Below are 17,677 nucleotides of genomic sequence, written 5' to 3'. Positions count from 1 at the left end.
CGGCGGCGGCAAGCGTGCGGGGCCGTCATCCAGGGTGGCTGCCGGGGGCGGCAGGCCATAAAATCTACTGCCCCTTCAGGATGCTTCCCGCATGAGCCCCAGCCCCGCTGAACGTGCCGAGGCGCTGCGCCGACAGATCGACGACGCCGGCAAGGCCTACCACGAGCGCGACGAGCAGCTGATCCCGGATGCGGAGTACGACCGCCTGGTGCGCGAGCTGGAAGCGCTGGAGCTGGCCCATCCGGAGGTGGCCCAGGCCGATTCGCCGACCCAGCGCGTGGGCGGCAAGGCGTCCTCACGTTTTGCCGAGGTACGCCATGCGGTGCCGATGCTGTCGCTGGGCAATGCCTTCAGCGATGAGGAGGTGCAGGATTTCGTGCGCCGCATCGGCGAGCGCCTGCGCCGCGATGCGCTGTACTTCTCCGCCGAACCCAAGCTCGATGGCCTGGCGATCAGCCTGCGTTACGAGGATGGGCGTTTCGTGCAGGGCGCCACCCGTGGCGATGGTGCGACCGGTGAGGACGTCAGTGCCAACCTGCGCCAGATCGCGGTGATTCCACAGGTGCTTACCGGCGAGGGCTGGCCCGAGGTGCTGGAAGTGCGCGGCGAGGTCTACATGGCTCGCGCCGACTTCGAGGCCTACAACGCACAGGCCCGCCTGCATGACGGCAAGGTGCTGGCCAACCCGCGCAACGCCGCGGCCGGTTCGCTGCGCCAGCTCGACCCGAAAATGAGCGCCCGGCGCAAGCTCAGCTTCTATGCCTATGGCACCGGCGAAGTGCAGGGCGGTGAACTGCCGCCCACGCATTCGGCCACGCTGGCGCAGCTGCGCGCGTGGGGGTTCCCGGTCAGCGACCTGTGCAGGGTGGTGGAGGGCAGCGACGGCCTGCTGGCGTACTACCGCGACATCGGCGAGCGCCGCGACGGCCTGGCCTTCGATATCGACGGCGTGGTCTACAAGCTGGACGATCGCGCGGGGCAGGAACAGATGGGCTTCGTCTCGCGTGCACCGCGCTGGGCGATCGCGCACAAGTTCCCCGCGCAGGAACAGACCACCACGGTGGAGGCGATCGAAATCCAGATCGGCCGCACCGGCGCGGCCACCCCGGTGGCGCGTCTGAACCCGGTCGCGGTAGCCGGGGTGATCGTGTCCAACGCCACACTGCACAACGCCGACCAGATCGAGCGCCTGGACGTGCGCGTGGGCGACACGGTGATCGTGCGCCGCGCGGGCGATGTGATCCCCGAAGTGGTCAGCGTGATCGCCGACGGCCGTCCGGCCGACACCACGCCATGGCGCATGCCCAGCCACTGCCCGGTGTGCGGTTCGGAGATCGTGCGCGAGGAGGATGCGGCCGCGTGGCGCTGCTCGGGCGAGTTGAGCTGCCCGGCGCAGCGCAAGGAAGCGATCGCGCACTTCGCCTCACGCCGCGCGATGGATATCGACGGCCTCGGCGGCAAGTACATCGAAACCCTGGTCGACGCCGGCATCGTGCGCGGCGTGGCCGACCTGTACCGGATCACCCGCGACCAGCTGCTGCAGCTCAAGCTGGTGCTCGATGCCGAATCGCCGGACGCGCTGGCCGCGCAGATCGGCCTGCACCTGCCGCCGGAAGGCAGTGGCCACTACCTGCGCAGCATTCTGCAGCTGGACGGCAATGACGAGGGCTGGCGCGCGCGTGCGCTGGCGATGCCGGCAGCGTTCACCTGGAACACGAAGAAGATCGCCACCAAGTGGGCCGACAAGCTGATCGCTGCGATCGACGCCAGCCGCGACACCACGCTGGAGCGCCTGCTGTTTGCGCTCGGCATCGAGCATGTCGGCGAAAGCACCGCCAAGGCACTGGCGATTTGGTTCGGCGATCTCGAGCTGATCCGTCATCTGCCGTGGCCGCTGTTCAAGCGCGTGCCGGATATCGGCGGCGAAGTGGCGCGCTCGCTCGGCCACTTCTTTGAACAGCCCGGCAACCAGGAGGCGATTGATGCCCTGCTGCAGGTTGGTCAGGTGCGCATCGGCGACACCCATCCGCCGTCGGCGAAGTTGCGTGACGGACTGGATTTCGCCCAACTGCTGGTCGAGGCCGAGATCCCCGGCATCACCCGCCTGCGCGCTGAAAAGCTGGCCAGCATGCTGCCCGATGCCGCCGCGGTGATGGACGCCGAACCGGTCCGCTTCGTCGCCGCCGGGCTGCCCAACGAGGTGGCCCTCGGTCTTGCCGATTGGCTGGATCGCGAGGGCCATGGTCCGATGCTGCTCAAGGCCGAGCAGTACCGCCAGCAGCTGCTGGCGCGCGCGCCGGAACAGGCCGAACAGGCCGCCGGCCCGCTCGACGGGCAGACCGTGGTGCTGACCGGCACGCTCTCGCAGATGACCCGTGACGAGGCCAAGGCGCGGTTGGAAGCGCTGGGCGCCAAGGTCGCCGGCAGCGTATCGAAGAAGACCGCCTTCGTGGTGGCCGGCACCGAAGCCGGATCCAAGTTGACCAAGGCCGAAGAACTGGGCATCGATGTGTGGGACGAAGACCGTCTGGTCGCCTTCCTCGCACAGCACTGAGAGAGAGACCGCATGCAGACCGCACCCCTGGACTTCCGCGTGGCCACCGTCGCCGACACCGAACTGCTGATCGGATTGATGCGCGCTTTCTACGCCGAGGACAAACTGGACTTCGACAATGCGCGCGTGCGCCGCGCGCTGGCCGCCCTGCTGGAAGACCCGCGCAACGGTGAAGTGCTGTTGTGGCTGTCCGAAGACGGCAGTGTGGTGGGCTATGCCGCGCTGGCGATGGGGTTCAGCCTGGAGCAGGGCGGTCATTTCGCGCTGCTGGACGAGCTGTATCTCAGCCATGCCGCGCGCGGTCGTGGCCGTGGCAAGCAGGCCCTGGCCGTGCTCGAGCAACGTGCCAACGCGCGCGGCGTGGAGCGCATGCGGTTGGAAGTGAACCACCACAACGAACTGGCGCGGCGGCTTTACCTGGCCACCGGCTACGTCGATGACACCCGCGATCTGCTGACCCTGCCGCTGGCCGAGCGGCTCAAGGACGCGCGCGCATGATCGCCGCGCTGCGCCAGCGGGCCGCGCTCAACGCGCTCATCCGCGCATTCTTCGCCGAACGCGACGTGCTCGAAGTGGAAACCCCGATCCTGTCGGCGGCCGGCAACACCGAACCGAACATCGACAGCTTCCACACCCGTTTCAGCGGTCATGTCGATGCCGGCAGTGCGCAGCGCTGGCTGCGCACCTCACCCGAGTACCCGCTCAAACGCCTGCTCGCCGCCGGTGTGGGCGACTGCTACGAACTGGGCCGGGTGTTCCGCAACGGCGAGGCCGGTGGCCGCCACAATCCCGAGTTCACCCTGCTGGAGTGGTACCGGGTCGGTTGGGACCATCATCGCCTGATCGAAGAAACCGCCGCGCTGGTCCGCGCCGCGCTGGGCCTGGTGCAGCGCACCGCCACGCTGCGCGTCATCGACTATCGCGGCCTCTACCAGCGGGCGTTGGAGATTGACCCCTTCGATGCGAGCCTGGAACAGTTGCAGGCCCCGCTGGCGGACATCCGCATCGACGCCGACGGACTTACCCGCGACGACTGGCTGGACCTGTTGATGACCCACTGCATCCAACCGGGCTTCGATGACGACACGATGACGGTCGTACATGACTGGCCGGCAAGCCAGGCGGCGTTGGCGCGCGTTCGGCCGGGCAGGCCACCGTTGGCCGAGCGTTTCGAGCTCTACCTGGGCGCGGTGGAGCTGGCCAACGGCTATCACGAGCTGAACGATGCAGCTGAACAACGTGCGCGCTTCGAGCGCGACCTGGCCACCCGTCGTACGCGGGGCGACGTGCTGCCGCCCCTGGACGAACCACTGCTGGCAGCGTTGCCCGGACTCCCCGATTGCGCGGGCGTGGCGGTCGGCGTTGACCGCTTGTTGATGGCGCTGAACCGCACCCTTCGGATTGCTGATGTACTGACCATCGACTTCGCGCATGCCTGAACGGTTAGGCAGGCCATTGGCGGCATTTTTCGACGCACGGGTGTCTTGCGCGGCCTGCATGATGATGCTCTGATCACACTGCATGACCCAAGCTGGTCATGTGATCGTTCATGTGCGGCGGGGACTGTGTTGATGAAGCTGTTGGACGTTGCGGACCTGCCGCTGTGGAGCGCGCCACGCTGGACGTGGACGTGGTGGACGTTGGTGTTGTGCAGCGCGGTGCTGCCGGTGACTGCCGCCAGTGCCGCCGAGACCGGGTATGCCGGCCAGGTGGTGCGCTGCCAGTCGCGCGACATGGAGTGGGTGCACTGCGACATGCCCGTCGCCAATGGCGTGGATCTGGTCCGCCAGTTGTCCAACAACAGCTGCATCCGCGGCACCGAATGGGGTACCGACCGCTCCGGTGTGTGGGTGACCCTGGGCTGCCGTGCCGAGTTCCGCAGCCGCGTGGCCGGCAGCAGCGCCGAGACCGGTGATCGCAAAGTGCGCCGCGTACTGCGCTGCGAATCCAACGGACGCCCGCAGAACTGCCCGGTAGTGCTGCAGGGCGCGCCGGTACGCCTGCTGCGGCAGTTGTCGTCGATGCCGTGCCGCGAAGGCCACAGCTGGGGCGTGCGCCGCAATGAAGTGTGGGTGACGCGCGGTTGCCAGGGCGACTTCGAAGTGGGCGCCACCGATGGCTCGGGCTTCCTGGACATGCCGCGCACCCTCGTATGCGAGTCCAAGTCGCGCCAGCGCCGCTTCTGCGGGGCCACCATCAGCAAGGGGGTGCGGCTGTCCAAGCAGTTGTCCGGCAGCGCCTGCGAAGAAGGTCGCGGCTGGGGCTGGGACGCGCGCGGGGTGTGGGTCGACAACGGCTGCCGGGCCGAGTTCCAGGTCAACTGATCCGCGGGATGGCGGTACGCGGGCGCCCCGCTACAATGATGCGATGAACGCATCCACCGACATCGACTACGCCCGTTACGACCACATCCGCCCGATCCTGTGGACCGGCGATTCCCTGCAACTGCTGGACCAGCGCAAGCTGCCGTTCGTGGTGGAGCACGTGGAATGCCGCGACAGCGATGCGGTGGCCGAAGCCATCCACGCCCTGACCGTGCGCGGCGCGCCGGCGATCGGCATTGCCGCGGCGTGGGGCGTGGTGCTGGCGGCAGGCACCGTGCAGGCCGATGACGGCGCCCAGGCGCTGGCCAAGCTGGAACCGGCGCTGCAGCGCCTCAATGCCTCGCGCCCGACCGCGGTCAACCTGGCCTGGGCACTGGCGCGCATGCGTCGCGCACTGGCCCCGGCCGGCGCGGACTGGCGGCAGGTGCTGGCCAACGAAGCCCAGGCCATCGCCGAAGAAGACCTGGCCGCCAACCGCCACATGGGCGCGCTCGGTGCCGGCCTGATCGAGGCCGGCAGCGGCGTGCTGACCCACTGCAACACCGGCTCGCTGGCCACCGCCGGGTTTGGCACCGCGCTGGGCGTGATCCGCGCCGGCATGGCCCAGCACCGCATCGCCAAGGTCTTCGCCGGCGAGACCCGGCCGTGGCTGCAGGGCGCGCGCCTGACGGTGTGGGAGCTGCAGCAGGACGGCATCGACGCCACCCTGATCGCCGACTCGGCCGCCTCGCACCTGATGAAGACCGGCGCGGTGCAGTGGGTGATCGTCGGCGCCGACCGGATCTGTGCCAACGGCGATACCGCCAACAAGATCGGCACCTACCAGCTGGCCATTGCCGCCCGTCACCACGGGGTCAAGTTCATGGTGGTGGCGCCGTCCTCCACGGTGGACATGGACACCGCCGACGGCGACCAGATCGAGATCGAACAGCGCGACCCGGGCGAGCTGTACGGGGTAGGGGGCACGCGCACCGTGGCCGAGGGCATCGCCGCCTGGAACCCGGTGTTCGACGTCACCCCGGGCAGCCTGATCGATGCCATCGTGACCGAGCGCGGGGTCATCCTGAGCCCGAACTCGACGAACATGCGCGCCGCGTTCGGCTGAGCAGCCCCTTCGGCTGCGCCGCATGCGGGGTTATGCCGGTTGCCGGTCGGCGCGCCATGAGCCGCCGGCCCCGCGCCAATTGCTGGCCCATTCCCGGTAGTGCCGGCCGCTGGCCGGCTCCACGCACACCCCGAACGGTGCGCGGTCCGGCCGGGCGTTTCCTCCCCGGGTGCCCAGAACCCCGCAACGCCCGCGTAAGTTCCTGATTCTTGCCGGTAAAACCCCCGCAAAAGCCGGCGGAAAACGGCCCGTTGTGGTAGAATCCAACGGTTAATCGAGATTCCGACGCGGCCGCCCCGAAAGGGCTGGCGCGGCGGACTGGACCGCACCCAGACAACGGAACCCGAATGGCAGAAACCGCCAAGGAAATCATCCAGGTCAACCTGGAAGACGAGATGCGCAAGAGTTACCTCGACTACGCGATGAGCGTGATCGTGGGCCGCGCACTCCCGGATGCGCGCGATGGCCTCAAGCCGGTGCATCGTCGCGTGCTGTTTGCGATGAGTGAACTCAACGCGCACGCCAACAAGCCTTACTTCAAGTCGGCGCGTATCGTCGGTGACGTCATCGGTAAGTACCACCCGCATGGCGACCAGTCGGTGTACGACACCCTGGTGCGCCTGGCGCAGCCGTTCTCGCTGCGCTACATGCTGGTCGATGGCCAGGGTAACTTCGGTTCGGTCGACGGCGACTCCGCCGCTGCGATGCGATACACCGAAGCGCGCATGTCGCGGCTCACCCATGAGCTGATGGCCGACCTGGACAAGGAAACCGTCGATTTCCAGCCCAACTACGACGAAAAGGAACTGGAGCCGACGGTCATGCCGACCCGGTTCCCGAACCTGCTGGTCAACGGTTCGGCCGGTATCGCGGTGGGCATGGCCACCAACATCCCGCCGCACAACCTGACCGAGTCGATCAACGCCTGCATCGCGCTGATCGACAACCCCGAGATCGACGTCGACGGCCTGATGGAGTACATCCCGGGCCCGGACTTCCCGACCGCGGGCATCATCAACGGGACCGCCGGCATCGTGGCCGGTTACCGGACCGGGCGTGGCCGGGTGCGCATCCGCGCCAAGGCCGAGGTCGAAGTGGCCGACAACGGCCGCGAATCGATCATCGTCACCGAGATCCCGTACCAGGTGAACAAGGCCCGGTTGATCGAGAAGATCGCCGAGCTGGTCAAGGAAAAGAAGCTCGAAGGCATCAGCGAGCTGCGCGATGAGTCCGACAAGGACGGCATGCGCATCTTCATCGAGATCAAGCGCGGCGAGTCGGCGGAAGTTGTGTTGAACAACCTCTACCAGCAGACCCAGATGGAGTCGGTGTTCGGCATCAACATGGTGGCGCTGGTCGATGGCCGCCCGCAGTTGATGAACCTCAAGCAGATGCTCGAGGCGTTCGTTCGCCACCGCCGCGAAGTGGTTACCCGGCGCACCGTGTTCGAGCTGCGCAAGGCGCGTGCCCGTGCGCACGTGCTGGAAGGCCTGACCGTCGCGCTGGCCAACATCGACGAGATGATCGAACTGATCAAGACCTCGCCCAACCCCACCGAGGCGCGCGAACGCATGCTCGCCCGTCTGTGGGAACCGGGCCTGGTCGGGTCGATGCTCGGTGCCGCCGGTGCCGAAGCCTCGCGTCCGGATGACCTGCCCAAGGGCGTGGGCCTGATCGAAGGCGGCTACCGGCTGACCGAAATCCAGGCCACCCAGATCCTGGAAATGCGCCTGCACCGCCTCACCGGGCTGGAGCAGGAGCGCCTGACCGATGAGTACAAGCTGCTGCTGGAAACCATCGCCGGGCTGATCCACATCCTGGAAGATCCGGATCGCCTGCTGCAGGTGATCCGCGAAGAGCTGATCAACGTGCGGACCGAGTTCGGCGACGAGCGCCGCACCGAAATCCGCCACAGCGAAGAAGACCTGGACATCCTCGACCTGATCGCCCCGGAAGACGTGGTGGTCACGCTGTCGCATGCCGGCTACGTCAAGCGCCAGCCGGTCAGTGCCTACCGCGCACAGCGTCGCGGTGGCCGTGGCCGCAGCGCGGCGTCGACCAAGGAAGAGGATTTCATCGAGCAGTTGTGGCTGGTCAACACCCACGACACCCTGCTGACCTTCACCAGCGCCGGCAAGGTGTTCTGGCTGCCGGTCCATCAGTTGCCCGAAGCCGGTTCCAACGCACGTGGCCGTCCGATCATCAACTGGATTCCGCTGGAACCCGGTGAGCGGGTGCAGGCAGTGCTGCCGGTGCGCGAGTATGCCGAACGTCAGTTCGTGTTCTTCGCTACCCGCAACGGCACGGTCAAGAAGACCCCGCTCAGCGAGTTCGCCTTCCGCCTGGCGCGCGGCAAGATCGCGATCAACCTGGACGAAGGCGATGCGCTGGTCGGCGTTGGCATGACCGATGGCGACCGCGACATCCTGCTGTTCGCCTCCAACGGCAAGACCGTGCGCTTCGCCGAGGACAAGGTCCGCTCGATGGGCCGTACCGCCACCGGCGTGCGCGGCATCAAGATGGCCAAGGGCGAGGAAGTGGTCAGCCTGATCGTGGCCGAGAGCGCGGGCGGCAACGAGGACGAGACCGAGGATGACGGCAACGTCGAAGACGTCGTGATCGAAAACGGCGACGCCGTGATCGAAAACGGCGCCGATGACGACAGCGTGCTGTACATCCTGACCGCCACCGAAAACGGCTACGGCAAGCGCACCCCGCTGCCGGATTACCCACGCAAGGGCCGTGGCACGCAGGGCGTGATCGGCATCCAGACCACCGAGCGCAACGGCAAGCTGGTCAGCGCGGTGCTGATGGGCGCGGCCGACGAAGTGCTGTTGATCTCCGACGGCGGCACCCTGGTGCGTACCCGTGGTTCGGAAATCAGCCGCGTGGGCCGTAACACCCAGGGCGTGACCCTGATCCGTCTGTCCAAGGACGAGAAGCTCCAGGCGGTCGAACGCATGGATGCCTCGATCGAAGACGACGAGGCGGTGGTGGATGGGGTGGCGGTCGTGGCCGACGCCGCACCGGATACCGCTGCGCCGACCAGCGACGAGACGCCGCAGGGCTGATCTTCGCCAACAGCGCAGTGCCACGACGACGCCGGCCTTGTGCCGGCGTCGTCATGTGCGGCGGTTGTGGCCCGCAGGTTGCCGATCATGGCGGCCTGCTGAAAGAACGCATGCACTTCACGGCGACGGTGGGATAACGGCTCCCGAACCAGCGGACAACTGCGTCCGCGATGGCATTCCACCAATGGCCGGGCCCCGTCCCGGCCGCCTTGATTGGAGACCACGATGTCCGCCTCCCCCGTCACCCCCCCCGAACCGACCGCCACTGTCCGGCGCACGCGCCACGGACTGATCACTCTCCTGTCGATCGTGCTGGTCCTGCTTGGCTTGGTGCTGGGCGGTCTGGGCGCTTGGCTGGCCGGCCTCGGCGGCTCCTGGTACTACGTGCTGGCCGGTATCGGGCTGCTGGTGTCCGGCGTGCTGCTGTGGGGCAATCGACGTGCCGGCGCGCTGTGGTTCGGCCTGGTCTTCGTAGGTACGCTGCTGTGGACATGGTGGGAATCCGGCGGCGATTACTGGCGCTGGGTGCCGCGGCTGGGCCTGATCGTCGGCATCGGTTTCGTGCTGTCGCTGCTGCTGCCCACCCTGGACCGCCCGGTGTCGCGCAAGGTGTCGCGCAGCCTCGCCGGCGTGTTGGCGATGGTGTTCGTGGCGGCGTTCGTGCTGGCCTTCGTGCCGCACGGCATCACCGCCGCCAAGGGCGACTTCCCCGATGCGATGACCAACACCGGGCTGGCGCCCACATCTGATGCGCCACTGCAACCGGCCGACAAGCCGGCCGACGGCGACTGGGCGGCGTACGGGCGCAACAACGCGGCCACCCGGTTCTCGCCGTTGCAGCAGATCACCCCGGACAACGTAGGCAAGCTCGAGCAGGCCTGGCTGTTCCGCACCGGCGACCTGCCCGAAAAGCGCTGGGGCGCGGAAACCACGCCGCTCAAGGTCGGTGACAGCCTGTACCTGTGCACCGCGCGCAACCAGCTGGTGGCGCTCAATGCCGCCGACGGCACCGAGCGCTGGCGCTTCGACCCGAAAATCAAGGACAAGTCGATTCCGTACACGGCCGCGTGCCGTGGCGTGTCGTACTACGAGGTGCCGGCCACCGCACAGGCCAGCGCCGATGCCGACGTGGCCGCCGACCTGGCCAATGCCGCACCAGGCGTACCCGTGCTTACCCAATTGCCGCGCGGTGCCTGCTCGGCGCGCATCATCGAAGGCACCCTCGATGGCCGCCTGATCGCGGTGGATGCCGCCACCGGCAAGCCATGCGCCGGCTTCGGCAACAACGGCCAGGTCGACATCACCCTGGGCATGGGCGACAGCCCGGCCGGCTATGTGTCCATCACCTCACCGCCGGCGATCGTGCAGGGCGTGATCGTCACCGGCCACCAGGTGCTCGACGGCCAGCGTCGCGATGCACCGTCCGGCGTGATCCAGGCCTATGACGCCGTCACCGGCAAGCTGCGCTGGGCGTGGGACATGGACCAGCCGCAACTGACCGGCCTGCCCGCGCACGGCAAGACCTACACGCGCGGTACGCCGAACATGTGGACCACCGCCACCGGCGATGACCAGCTTGGCCTGGTCTACCTGCCGATGGGCAATTCGGCCGGCGATTACTGGAGTGGCTCGCGCACCGAAAACCAGAACAAGTACGCCACCTCGCTGGTGGCCATCGACGTCAACACCGGCAAGCCGGTCTGGCATTTCCAGGCCGTGCGCAAGGACGTGTGGGACTACGACATGGGCTCGCAGGCAACCCTGATCGATTACCCGACCGCCGCCGGCAAGGTGCCCGCGCTGCTGCTGCCGACCAAGCAGGGCGACATGTACGTGCTCGACCGCCGCACCGGCCAGCTGCTGACCCCGGCCGAGGAGCGCAAGGTGCCCGGCGGTGGCGTGGAGCCTGAACAGCGCTCGCCGACCCAGCTGTTCTCGCTGTACCACACGCTGCGCAAGCCGGACCTCACCGAGCGTGACATGTGGGGCATTACTCCGATCGACCAGCTGGTGTGCCGCATCCAGTTCCGCAAGGCCAGCTACCAGGGGTTCTATACCCCGCCGGAAGCCGATCGTCATTCCATCGAATACCCCGGCTACAACGGGGGGTCGGACTGGGGCAGCGTCGCGGTCGATCCGCGTCGCGGGGTGATCGTGGCCAACTACAACGACATGCCCAACTACAACCTGCTGGTGCCCCGCGCCAAGGCCGACAAGCTGGGCTGGGTGCCGCGCGAGGATGTGCGCGCCGACAAGGGCGGTGCCGAAGGCGCGGGCGATCCACAGATCGGCACGCCGTATGCCATCGACGTCAACGCCGGCTGGCGCCTGCCGTTCACCAAACTGCTCTGCAAGCAGCCGCCCTACGGTGGCATCCGCGCGGTCGACCTGCGCACCGGCAAGACCCTGTGGGACCGCCCGTTCGGCAGCGCGCGCGGCAACGGGCCGTTCGGCATCCGTTCCGGTCTGCCGATCGAGATCGGCACGCCCAACAACGGCGGTTCGGTGGTCACCGCCAGTGGCCTGATCTTCATCGCGGCAGCCACCGATGACCTGCTGCGCGCCATCGACCTGAAGACCGGCAAGGAACTGTGGCACGCCAAGCTGCCGGCCGGCGGCCAGGCCAACCCGATGATCTACGCATTCGGCGGACGCCAGTACGTGGTGATCATGGCCGGCGGGCATCACTTCATGGAAACCCCGGCCGGCGACTACGTGATTGCCTACGCGTTGCCCAAGTAAGTGACAAGGGCAGGAGTGGCCGTATCGATTACGATGCGGTCACTTCACGCTATCGCCAACGACCATGAGCACGACCAGCACCGCGCGTTGTCTACTGGGATCCCTGTGGTGCGTGCTGGCACTCATCGTTGACGCCGCCAGCGCTCGGACGTCGGCCGAGGCATTGGCCGACTGGGAAGCGAACGGCCGCCTCGAGGGCCTGGCGCGACCCGATGCGGTCTGCCAGGATTTTCTGCAGGCCATCGGACGCAAGCCCGACACGGTCGAGTATCTCGGCTGCGACCAGGACGACGCGTCCTACCTGCAGCCGATGACGGCCCACTACCGGGTCAGCGGCGCGTCCGCGGCGGAGGTTGAAACCTACCTGCAGCAGACCTTCGGCATGCCCGCGCTGAGCTACCTGTGCTGCGGCTGGAGCAGTGGCGCGCCTTACGTCTGGCGCGCAGGGGCGGGCAGCGTGGCCTATGAAATCGGGATGGGCGTGGAATCGTTGCATTATCCGCGCGAGCAGTGGACGCAGATTCCCAGCTTCGACATCCGCGTGGGCGTCACAAGGAAAAGCCCCTGATATCCAGCTAGCGCGGCACCCGCACCATCCGGTTGAGCAGGTGCTCCACTACGCCAGGCGGATCAGCGGTGCGGCCCACGTGCGTGCTGGACATCTGCACCACCGAGCTGCGCTTGGCGGTGAGGAAGTGGAAGCGCGCACGCGCCGGCAGCTGTGCGATCGGGCCGGCACCGGCATCGCCACGGCAGATCGCCACGATCGCATCCAGCCACGGCTGCAGCGCGTCCAGATCCAGCGCCGGCGCAAAGGCGTGCAGGCGTGCCGGATCAATTTCGATCGCAGCCTCGAGATGCTTCGCCCCGGGGCACGACACGATGACTCCGACGTTGATGAACTCCTCGCGTTCGACGCGGGGCACCACGCGGATCACCGCATAGTCATAGGTGTGCAGCGTGGGCACGGACGGCCTCCTGGACGAAGACGGCACGCACCTGCAGGCGGCGCTTGAGATAGGTGATGTAGGCCTGGCGATACGCCGCCGGGCTGTCGAACAACGGCTCATCCACCAGCCAGCTGTCCGGTACCAGCGCGACGATGCGCTCGATCTCCGCATCGGGCAGCAAGGCGGCGAGCGTGGCCTCCACCTCGGCGATCTTCGTCGCGAACGGCAGCAGCACGTGGTCGCGGATCAGCACGAAGGGCTTCTCGCAGGCATCGCCGGCAGTGGCCCAGTCGTGATGGAAGTACATCGCCGCACCGTGGTCGATCAGATACAGCTTGCGGTGCCAGACCATCAGGTTCGGGTTGCGCGCGGTGCGGTCCACGTTGCTGGTGAGGGCATCGAACCATACGATGCGCGAGGCCAGGTCGGCGTCCACCGGCATCGCGGCCGGATCGTAGTTCATCGCGCCGGGCAGGTAGTCGCTGCCCAGGTTGAGGCCCTCGCTGGCGCGGATCAGGTCCTGGATCTCCGGATCCGGCTCGGTGCGGGCAAACTCGCGGTCCAGCTCGACGAACACGATCTCCGGGATCGGCAGCCCCACGCTGCGTGCCATCTCCCCGGCGATCAGCTCGGCGATCAGCGCCTTGGGACCTTGCCCAGCGCCACGGAACTTGAGCACCACCATGCCCTCGTCGTCGGTCTCGACCACGGCGGGCAGGGAGCCGCCTTCGCGGAGTGGGGTGATGTAGCGCAGGGCGTGCACGGTTCGCATGGGGGCATTCTAGCGTGTGGCGTCAATGGCCGAAGCACCGGCAGATGCAGCGGCGTGCATGATTCGATTCATCGAGGTGCATGCGGCGTTTGTGCAATCGCTGAGCCTGCAGGGTCGGGTGTGCGTGATGATGTCCTCCCAGAGCCGCTACATGCAGGGACTGGCGCTGCCGCCAGCGTTTGGCCGCGCCCGGCGCGAGTCTGTGCCATGAGGCCTGCGCCGGCTTTCGAAGGGCCATGAAAATGTGATGAGTTTCTCGGTGAATATGAGTGCTCGTCAGTGAAATTCGGGCGAATCTGATTCTCTGAGTTTTAATGAGGTGAAATGCCCGCCGCGCCGGGTTTTGCATGATACAAGGAGGCGCCAGGCAAGCCTTGTCTGGTATTCGATGTTGGGACCACGACGAAACTAAGGAGTCATACCATGGCTAATCTTGTTCGCGCCTTGCAGGTTTCCCTCAATCTGCGTTCGCACAGTCCGACCCAGAGCATCCGTTCGAAATACATCTACTGGATCATCTTCTAAGCGCAGCGGTTTTCGCGTGTTTTCATGAACTTCCAGGGGTGGTCGATGGCCACCCCTGGCTTCGGAGGGCATATGGCGGATCGCGGTGCAGGCACGGAAGTCATTTCCATTGATGATCTGCTGGAACGGGTCCGGCAGGAAGGTCCGGTCCTCACGTTCCAGAATGATGTGGTGGGTATTTTCGATCCCGCCCTGGCGGTGAAAGTCGACAAGGCGAACACCGACCAGCACACGGTGCCGGATTCGCTTATCGATTATCTCGGGCTGCGCGGTTCTGCCCCGCCGGTGGCGTGGCGCGAGGTACGCGCGCTGCTGAGCGAGCAGGGCGGTCGCCTGGCCGCACCCGGACAGATGCGTGCGCTGTATCTGCGGATGCACGCCTTCCTTACGCAGCGCTGCGGTGGGGTTCATGACCTGAGCGAGCTAAGCTGGTGGGCGATTTCCGAGTCGCTGCTGCCATTGTTGATCGATGGCATGGACACGCGCGATACCGATGCGCTGATCGGCGAGCAGAAGACCCGGTACAGCGGCATCGTGCTGCAGGATTTCACCTTTTTCCGCCGCATGCTGAATGTCCATCTTTCGCGCAGGGCGGCGCGCACCGTGGTGCGCCATATCAGGCGCCGGGTGCGCGATGCCACCCCGCATGATGATTTCCTGCAGTCGCTGCTGCCTCTGGTCGGGCGGATTGGCGTGGACCGCGTGGCCTACCTGATCTCGACCGTATTGGCTGGCATGTCCGGACTGCCCGGAATTACCGCAGCCAGCTTGCTGTACGCGATGCACCGCTTCCCGGAGTGGCAGCAACGGATCCGCGCCGAGACCACCGCGATCAGCCTCGAGTCGCTGTATACGCTGCCGATGCGGGAGCTGCCGTGTACCTCGCGTTTCATCAAGGAGACGATCCGGGTGTGGCCGGGGTTGTTCGCGCTGCGGCGCCCGGCCTGGCATGACATCGATGCCGAAGGAGTGTCGATCAAGAAGGGCGCGGCCTACGAGCTGTCCTCGTACTACCAGCATCATTCACCCGAATTCTGGGACCAGCCGGACGTGTTCGACCCGGACCGCTGGCTGCCATCGCGCCGTCAGCCCAACAAGGGCGCCTATGTGCCCTTCGGGTTTTCATCACGCGCGTGTATCGGCAGTGCGGTCGGGCACGCGCAGCTGGTGCTCTTCTGTGCGTTGATCACCCGTGACTTTGACATCCAGGTTCAGGCTGACCCCGCTCCGTGGATGAAACTGGAGGGGTTTGCCATTCCAATCGACTTCAAGGGCGTGGTGTCGCCGCGCGCGTGTCCCGCCTGACGGTACGCATGAAGGGGGCCGCCGGTGCGCCGGTCGGCCGTGGCGGCGGCGGGCATCGTGCGGCGCGTCTTGACCTGCCCCCTGGCGGGGTCTAGAAGGCAGGGGTCAACCCGGCTCACGACAGAGGTCATATGAACAGGATCATCGCCGCATCACTCGCACTGGTGCTGCTGCAGGCATCCTCGACATCTGCCGCGCCCCGGGCGGGTTCACCCTTGGCAGGGCGCTGGACGCTGGATGTGGCAACGTTGCCGATGCCGGCGGATGCCCGCCCGCAGAGCGTCAGCCTGGAGTTTGCGGAAGTGCCAGGAGGCAAATGGTCCTCGCGTGTCGCCATCGTCGAGCACAGCGGCAACCGACTGGAGGCCAGCTCGACCATGGCGCTGGATGGCACGCCGGCCCCGGCCACCGGCACTTATGCGGTGGACCGCGTGGCGGGAAAGATGCCGGCCCCCGGGGTGCTGGTGGTGCAGTTTATCTACCAGAACATTCCTCGCTCCACCCGCGTGTACACCGTCAGCGCCGACGGCAAGGTACTGACTGAAACCGAGGCCTATTTCCGGGACGGTCAGCCGGTGCTGCGGACGGCACATTTCGATCGCGTCAGAGAGTGATGGCTTGCTCAGCCGTGGCGACCTGACGGCCCCCGTTTCGGGCGTATTGGCAAGCCGTGGCCGGCATGCGATCTTGCCGGCCACATGGCCACATGGCCACATGGCCACATGGCCACGGGGCGAAAGGATGGGAAAGGGATTTGCGTATCTGGCGCTGACGGTCATCGGTGCGCTGATGCTGTGGGCAGCCGGTCAGTTCGACGAAGTGGCCGGTGGCACCAATTTGCGCAAGCGCGAGGCGTACTGGCAGGCGCAGGTGGATGATGCTGCATTGCAGGGCAAATCCCGTGCTGCGGTGGAAGCGTTCGCGGCCGCGCACCATTTGATGCTTCAGTGCGAGAAGACTGCTGTTGCCTCACCCCTCACCGAATGCTTGGCGGACGATCCCCAGGCCAGAGGCGGTACCGCCACGCACCCGATGACGTTGCAACTGGCTTTCATGTTACAGGGCGACACCTTGCATACCTTTGCGACCAGCCCGCGATCGCCGGAGTAGCGAGTCGCGATCAGTGCCTCACTCCATCCTCAGCGCGAGCACGCAGGAACGGGGCGTGCGGTCGGACGATGCGGAGTGCGGTTCGCGAATGGAATCCATCTCAATTGAGAGGCCGGGTCGGTAGAACCGGTCATGTATTACGCTTCCATGCTCTCCATAAACCCTCCCTCGTTTGAAGCCGAGGGCTTCCAGCTCAGAAGCGACGTAATCGACGTCGGCGCTGCAGATCTCTGTCGCATACGAGTCTCTGCGCGGGCTGCCATCGAGGAATTCGAAATCAAGTCGGGCCCGCGTTTCGCCTGCGTTCCTGAGTACCAGTGCAAAGCCCCAGCTGGCGGTGAGGTTGCCACTGAACCCAGATTTTCCCGGGCCGAATGAACGTGCCGGTTGCTTCATCGCTGTCGAAAGCTGCTCGATCGTCAACGCGCTGATCGATTTCGTAGTCCTGATCAGGTTCAGCAGTCGCGTCAACAGTTGTTCGGAAGTAAAAGTGACCGGCGGGGAATCTTGAGCGGGAAGCGGTGCCGGATAGCCGGGCTCGTGATCAGTCGGCGAAGACGCGGTCGCACGGGCACATCCAGAGAACGCAACCGCGCAAAGGGCGATGGTCCACGGTCGTGCAAATGGGTACCCCAACATGAGCGATCCTTGCGTGATGAACGCTGACCGTAGGACCGGCCAGGTGAAGCGCAGGTTAAGCCGAAACGCCCGTGCGAAATAGAGCGCGCATCTGGTCTAGGATGTCCTTGAACATCGCGGAGGTGCACGCATGAACGACACAGCGACTCACGCAATGCCGCCCTTGGATGGCCCCAAGGCCGAGCAGATGATCGGCAAGGTGGTACTGGTCGGGGTTACCCGTTATGGGGGCGATGGCCAGGTGCAGGATCTGCAGCAATATGCCGGCCGGGTGCTGCGGATCAGTTTCGACGAAGGCGTGGTGCTGGCCGACGATGTCGACGGGCACGAGCGCTATCTGCCGCCGATGCTGGACAACTACATGGCCGCCGAGCCGGGCGAATACCGGATGCTTTCCACCGGCGCCACGGTGGTTGATCCGGATTATGTGGTGACCTGGGACCTGCACGCGCGGCAGTGACGGGCCAGGGGTCCCCGACGCCGTCGAGGGAGAGCCTTTGCGGCGTCGGGCGGTTGGCCCTTTCGGCCCATTCGGATCGGTCCAAGCGGTGCTAGATTCGGGTCATGCCCGCGTACGGGC

16 protein-coding genes are annotated in these 17,677 nt (G+C 66.4%); 13 read left to right on the top strand and 3 right to left on the bottom strand.

The features are described 5' to 3' along the window. Positions 1 to 91: 91 nt before the first annotated feature. The 8 genes from ligA (at position 92) to NR101_RS02200 (ending at position 12,364) form a co-directional block, all read left to right on the top strand. A complete protein-coding gene (gene ligA, locus NR101_RS02235; protein WP_256774533.1) occupies positions 92 to 2,554 on the top strand; it encodes an NAD-dependent DNA ligase LigA in 2,463 nt (820 codons plus the stop codon). Between the two features lie 12 nt (positions 2,555 to 2,566). Further along, a complete protein-coding gene (locus NR101_RS02230) occupies positions 2,567 to 3,052 on the top strand; it encodes a GNAT family N-acetyltransferase (RefSeq protein ID WP_256774532.1) in 486 nt (161 codons plus the stop codon). Next, on the top strand, positions 3,049 to 3,993 hold the full coding sequence (gene epmA / locus NR101_RS02225; protein WP_256774531.1) for an EF-P lysine aminoacylase EpmA: 945 nt from the start codon (positions 3,049 to 3,051) through the stop codon (positions 3,991 to 3,993). Before NR101_RS02230 ends, epmA begins: the two co-directional genes overlap by 4 nt. A 132-nt stretch (positions 3,994 to 4,125) precedes the next feature. Continuing rightward, positions 4,126 to 4,878 (top strand): DUF3011 domain-containing protein, encoded by a 753-nt coding sequence (locus tag NR101_RS02220; RefSeq protein WP_256774530.1) that lies wholly within the window; start codon positions 4,126 to 4,128, stop codon positions 4,876 to 4,878. Positions 4,879 to 4,921: 43 nt separating this feature from the next. Next, on the top strand, positions 4,922 to 5,983 hold the full coding sequence (mtnA, locus tag NR101_RS02215; RefSeq protein ID WP_256774529.1) for an S-methyl-5-thioribose-1-phosphate isomerase: 1,062 nt from the start codon (positions 4,922 to 4,924) through the stop codon (positions 5,981 to 5,983). Positions 5,984 to 6,330: 347 nt separating this feature from the next. Further along, entirely contained in the window at positions 6,331 to 9,054 is a 2,724-nt protein-coding gene (gene gyrA, locus NR101_RS02210) for a DNA gyrase subunit A (protein ID WP_256774528.1), read from the top strand. 225 nt (positions 9,055 to 9,279) lie between these two features. Further along, positions 9,280 to 11,796, top strand: coding sequence for a membrane-bound PQQ-dependent dehydrogenase, glucose/quinate/shikimate family (locus NR101_RS02205; RefSeq protein ID WP_256774527.1), 2,517 nt, complete (start codon positions 9,280 to 9,282; stop codon positions 11,794 to 11,796). Between the two features lie 64 nt (positions 11,797 to 11,860). Continuing rightward, positions 11,861 to 12,364: a DUF4952 domain-containing protein gene (locus NR101_RS02200; protein WP_256774526.1), complete on the top strand. Its 504-nt coding sequence runs from the start codon at positions 11,861 to 11,863 to the stop codon at positions 12,362 to 12,364. Positions 12,365 to 12,371: 7 nt separating this feature from the next. Here the strand turns inward: NR101_RS02200 and NR101_RS02195 are convergent, their stop codons facing one another. Continuing rightward, positions 12,372 to 12,764: a DUF3037 domain-containing protein gene (locus NR101_RS02195; protein ID WP_256774525.1), complete on the bottom strand. Its 393-nt coding sequence runs from the start codon at positions 12,762 to 12,764 to the stop codon at positions 12,372 to 12,374. Beyond that, positions 12,742 to 13,518 carry a HipA family kinase gene (locus NR101_RS02190; protein WP_256774524.1) on the bottom strand — a complete coding sequence of 259 codons (777 nt, stop codon included), beginning with the start codon at positions 13,516 to 13,518 and terminating at the stop codon, positions 12,742 to 12,744. Before NR101_RS02190 ends, NR101_RS02195 begins: the two co-directional genes overlap by 23 nt. 58 nt (positions 13,519 to 13,576) lie before the next feature. On the opposite strand from NR101_RS02190, the gene NR101_RS02185 reads away from it, so the two are divergent. The 4 genes from NR101_RS02185 to NR101_RS02170 all read left to right on the top strand — a co-directional run bounded on the left by NR101_RS02185 (position 13,577) and on the right by NR101_RS02170 (position 16,458). Continuing rightward, positions 13,577 to 13,729, top strand: a complete 153-nt coding sequence (locus tag NR101_RS02185; RefSeq protein WP_256774523.1) for a hypothetical protein — start codon at positions 13,577 to 13,579, stop codon at positions 13,727 to 13,729. A 359-nt stretch (positions 13,730 to 14,088) separates the two neighbouring features. After that, positions 14,089 to 15,348, top strand: coding sequence for a cytochrome P450 (locus NR101_RS02180; protein ID WP_256774522.1), 1,260 nt, complete (start codon positions 14,089 to 14,091; stop codon positions 15,346 to 15,348). A gap of 131 nt (positions 15,349 to 15,479) precedes the next feature. Next, positions 15,480 to 15,962, top strand: coding sequence for a LuxR family transcriptional regulator (locus NR101_RS02175; RefSeq protein WP_256774521.1), 483 nt, complete (start codon positions 15,480 to 15,482; stop codon positions 15,960 to 15,962). A gap of 127 nt (positions 15,963 to 16,089) precedes the next feature. Then, a complete protein-coding gene (locus tag NR101_RS02170; RefSeq protein WP_256774520.1) occupies positions 16,090 to 16,458 on the top strand; it encodes a hypothetical protein in 369 nt (122 codons plus the stop codon). 18 nt (positions 16,459 to 16,476) lie between these two features. Here NR101_RS02170 and NR101_RS02165 read toward each other — a convergent pair whose 3' ends face one another. Beyond that, positions 16,477 to 16,929, bottom strand: coding sequence for a hypothetical protein (locus NR101_RS02165; RefSeq protein WP_256774519.1), 453 nt, complete (start codon positions 16,927 to 16,929; stop codon positions 16,477 to 16,479). A 298-nt stretch (positions 16,930 to 17,227) separates the two neighbouring features. Between NR101_RS02165 and NR101_RS02160 the strand changes: the two genes are divergently transcribed. Then, positions 17,228 to 17,557: a hypothetical protein gene (locus tag NR101_RS02160; protein WP_256774518.1), complete on the top strand. Its 330-nt coding sequence runs from the start codon at positions 17,228 to 17,230 to the stop codon at positions 17,555 to 17,557. The last annotated feature ends 120 nt before the right edge of the window (positions 17,558 to 17,677 follow it).

The sequence above is a fragment of the Stenotrophomonas sp. Ste86 genome (assembly GCF_024519465.1).
Lineage (GTDB): Bacteria > Pseudomonadota > Gammaproteobacteria > Xanthomonadales > Xanthomonadaceae > Stenotrophomonas.
This window is presented reverse-complemented; position numbering and strand designations above follow the sequence as displayed.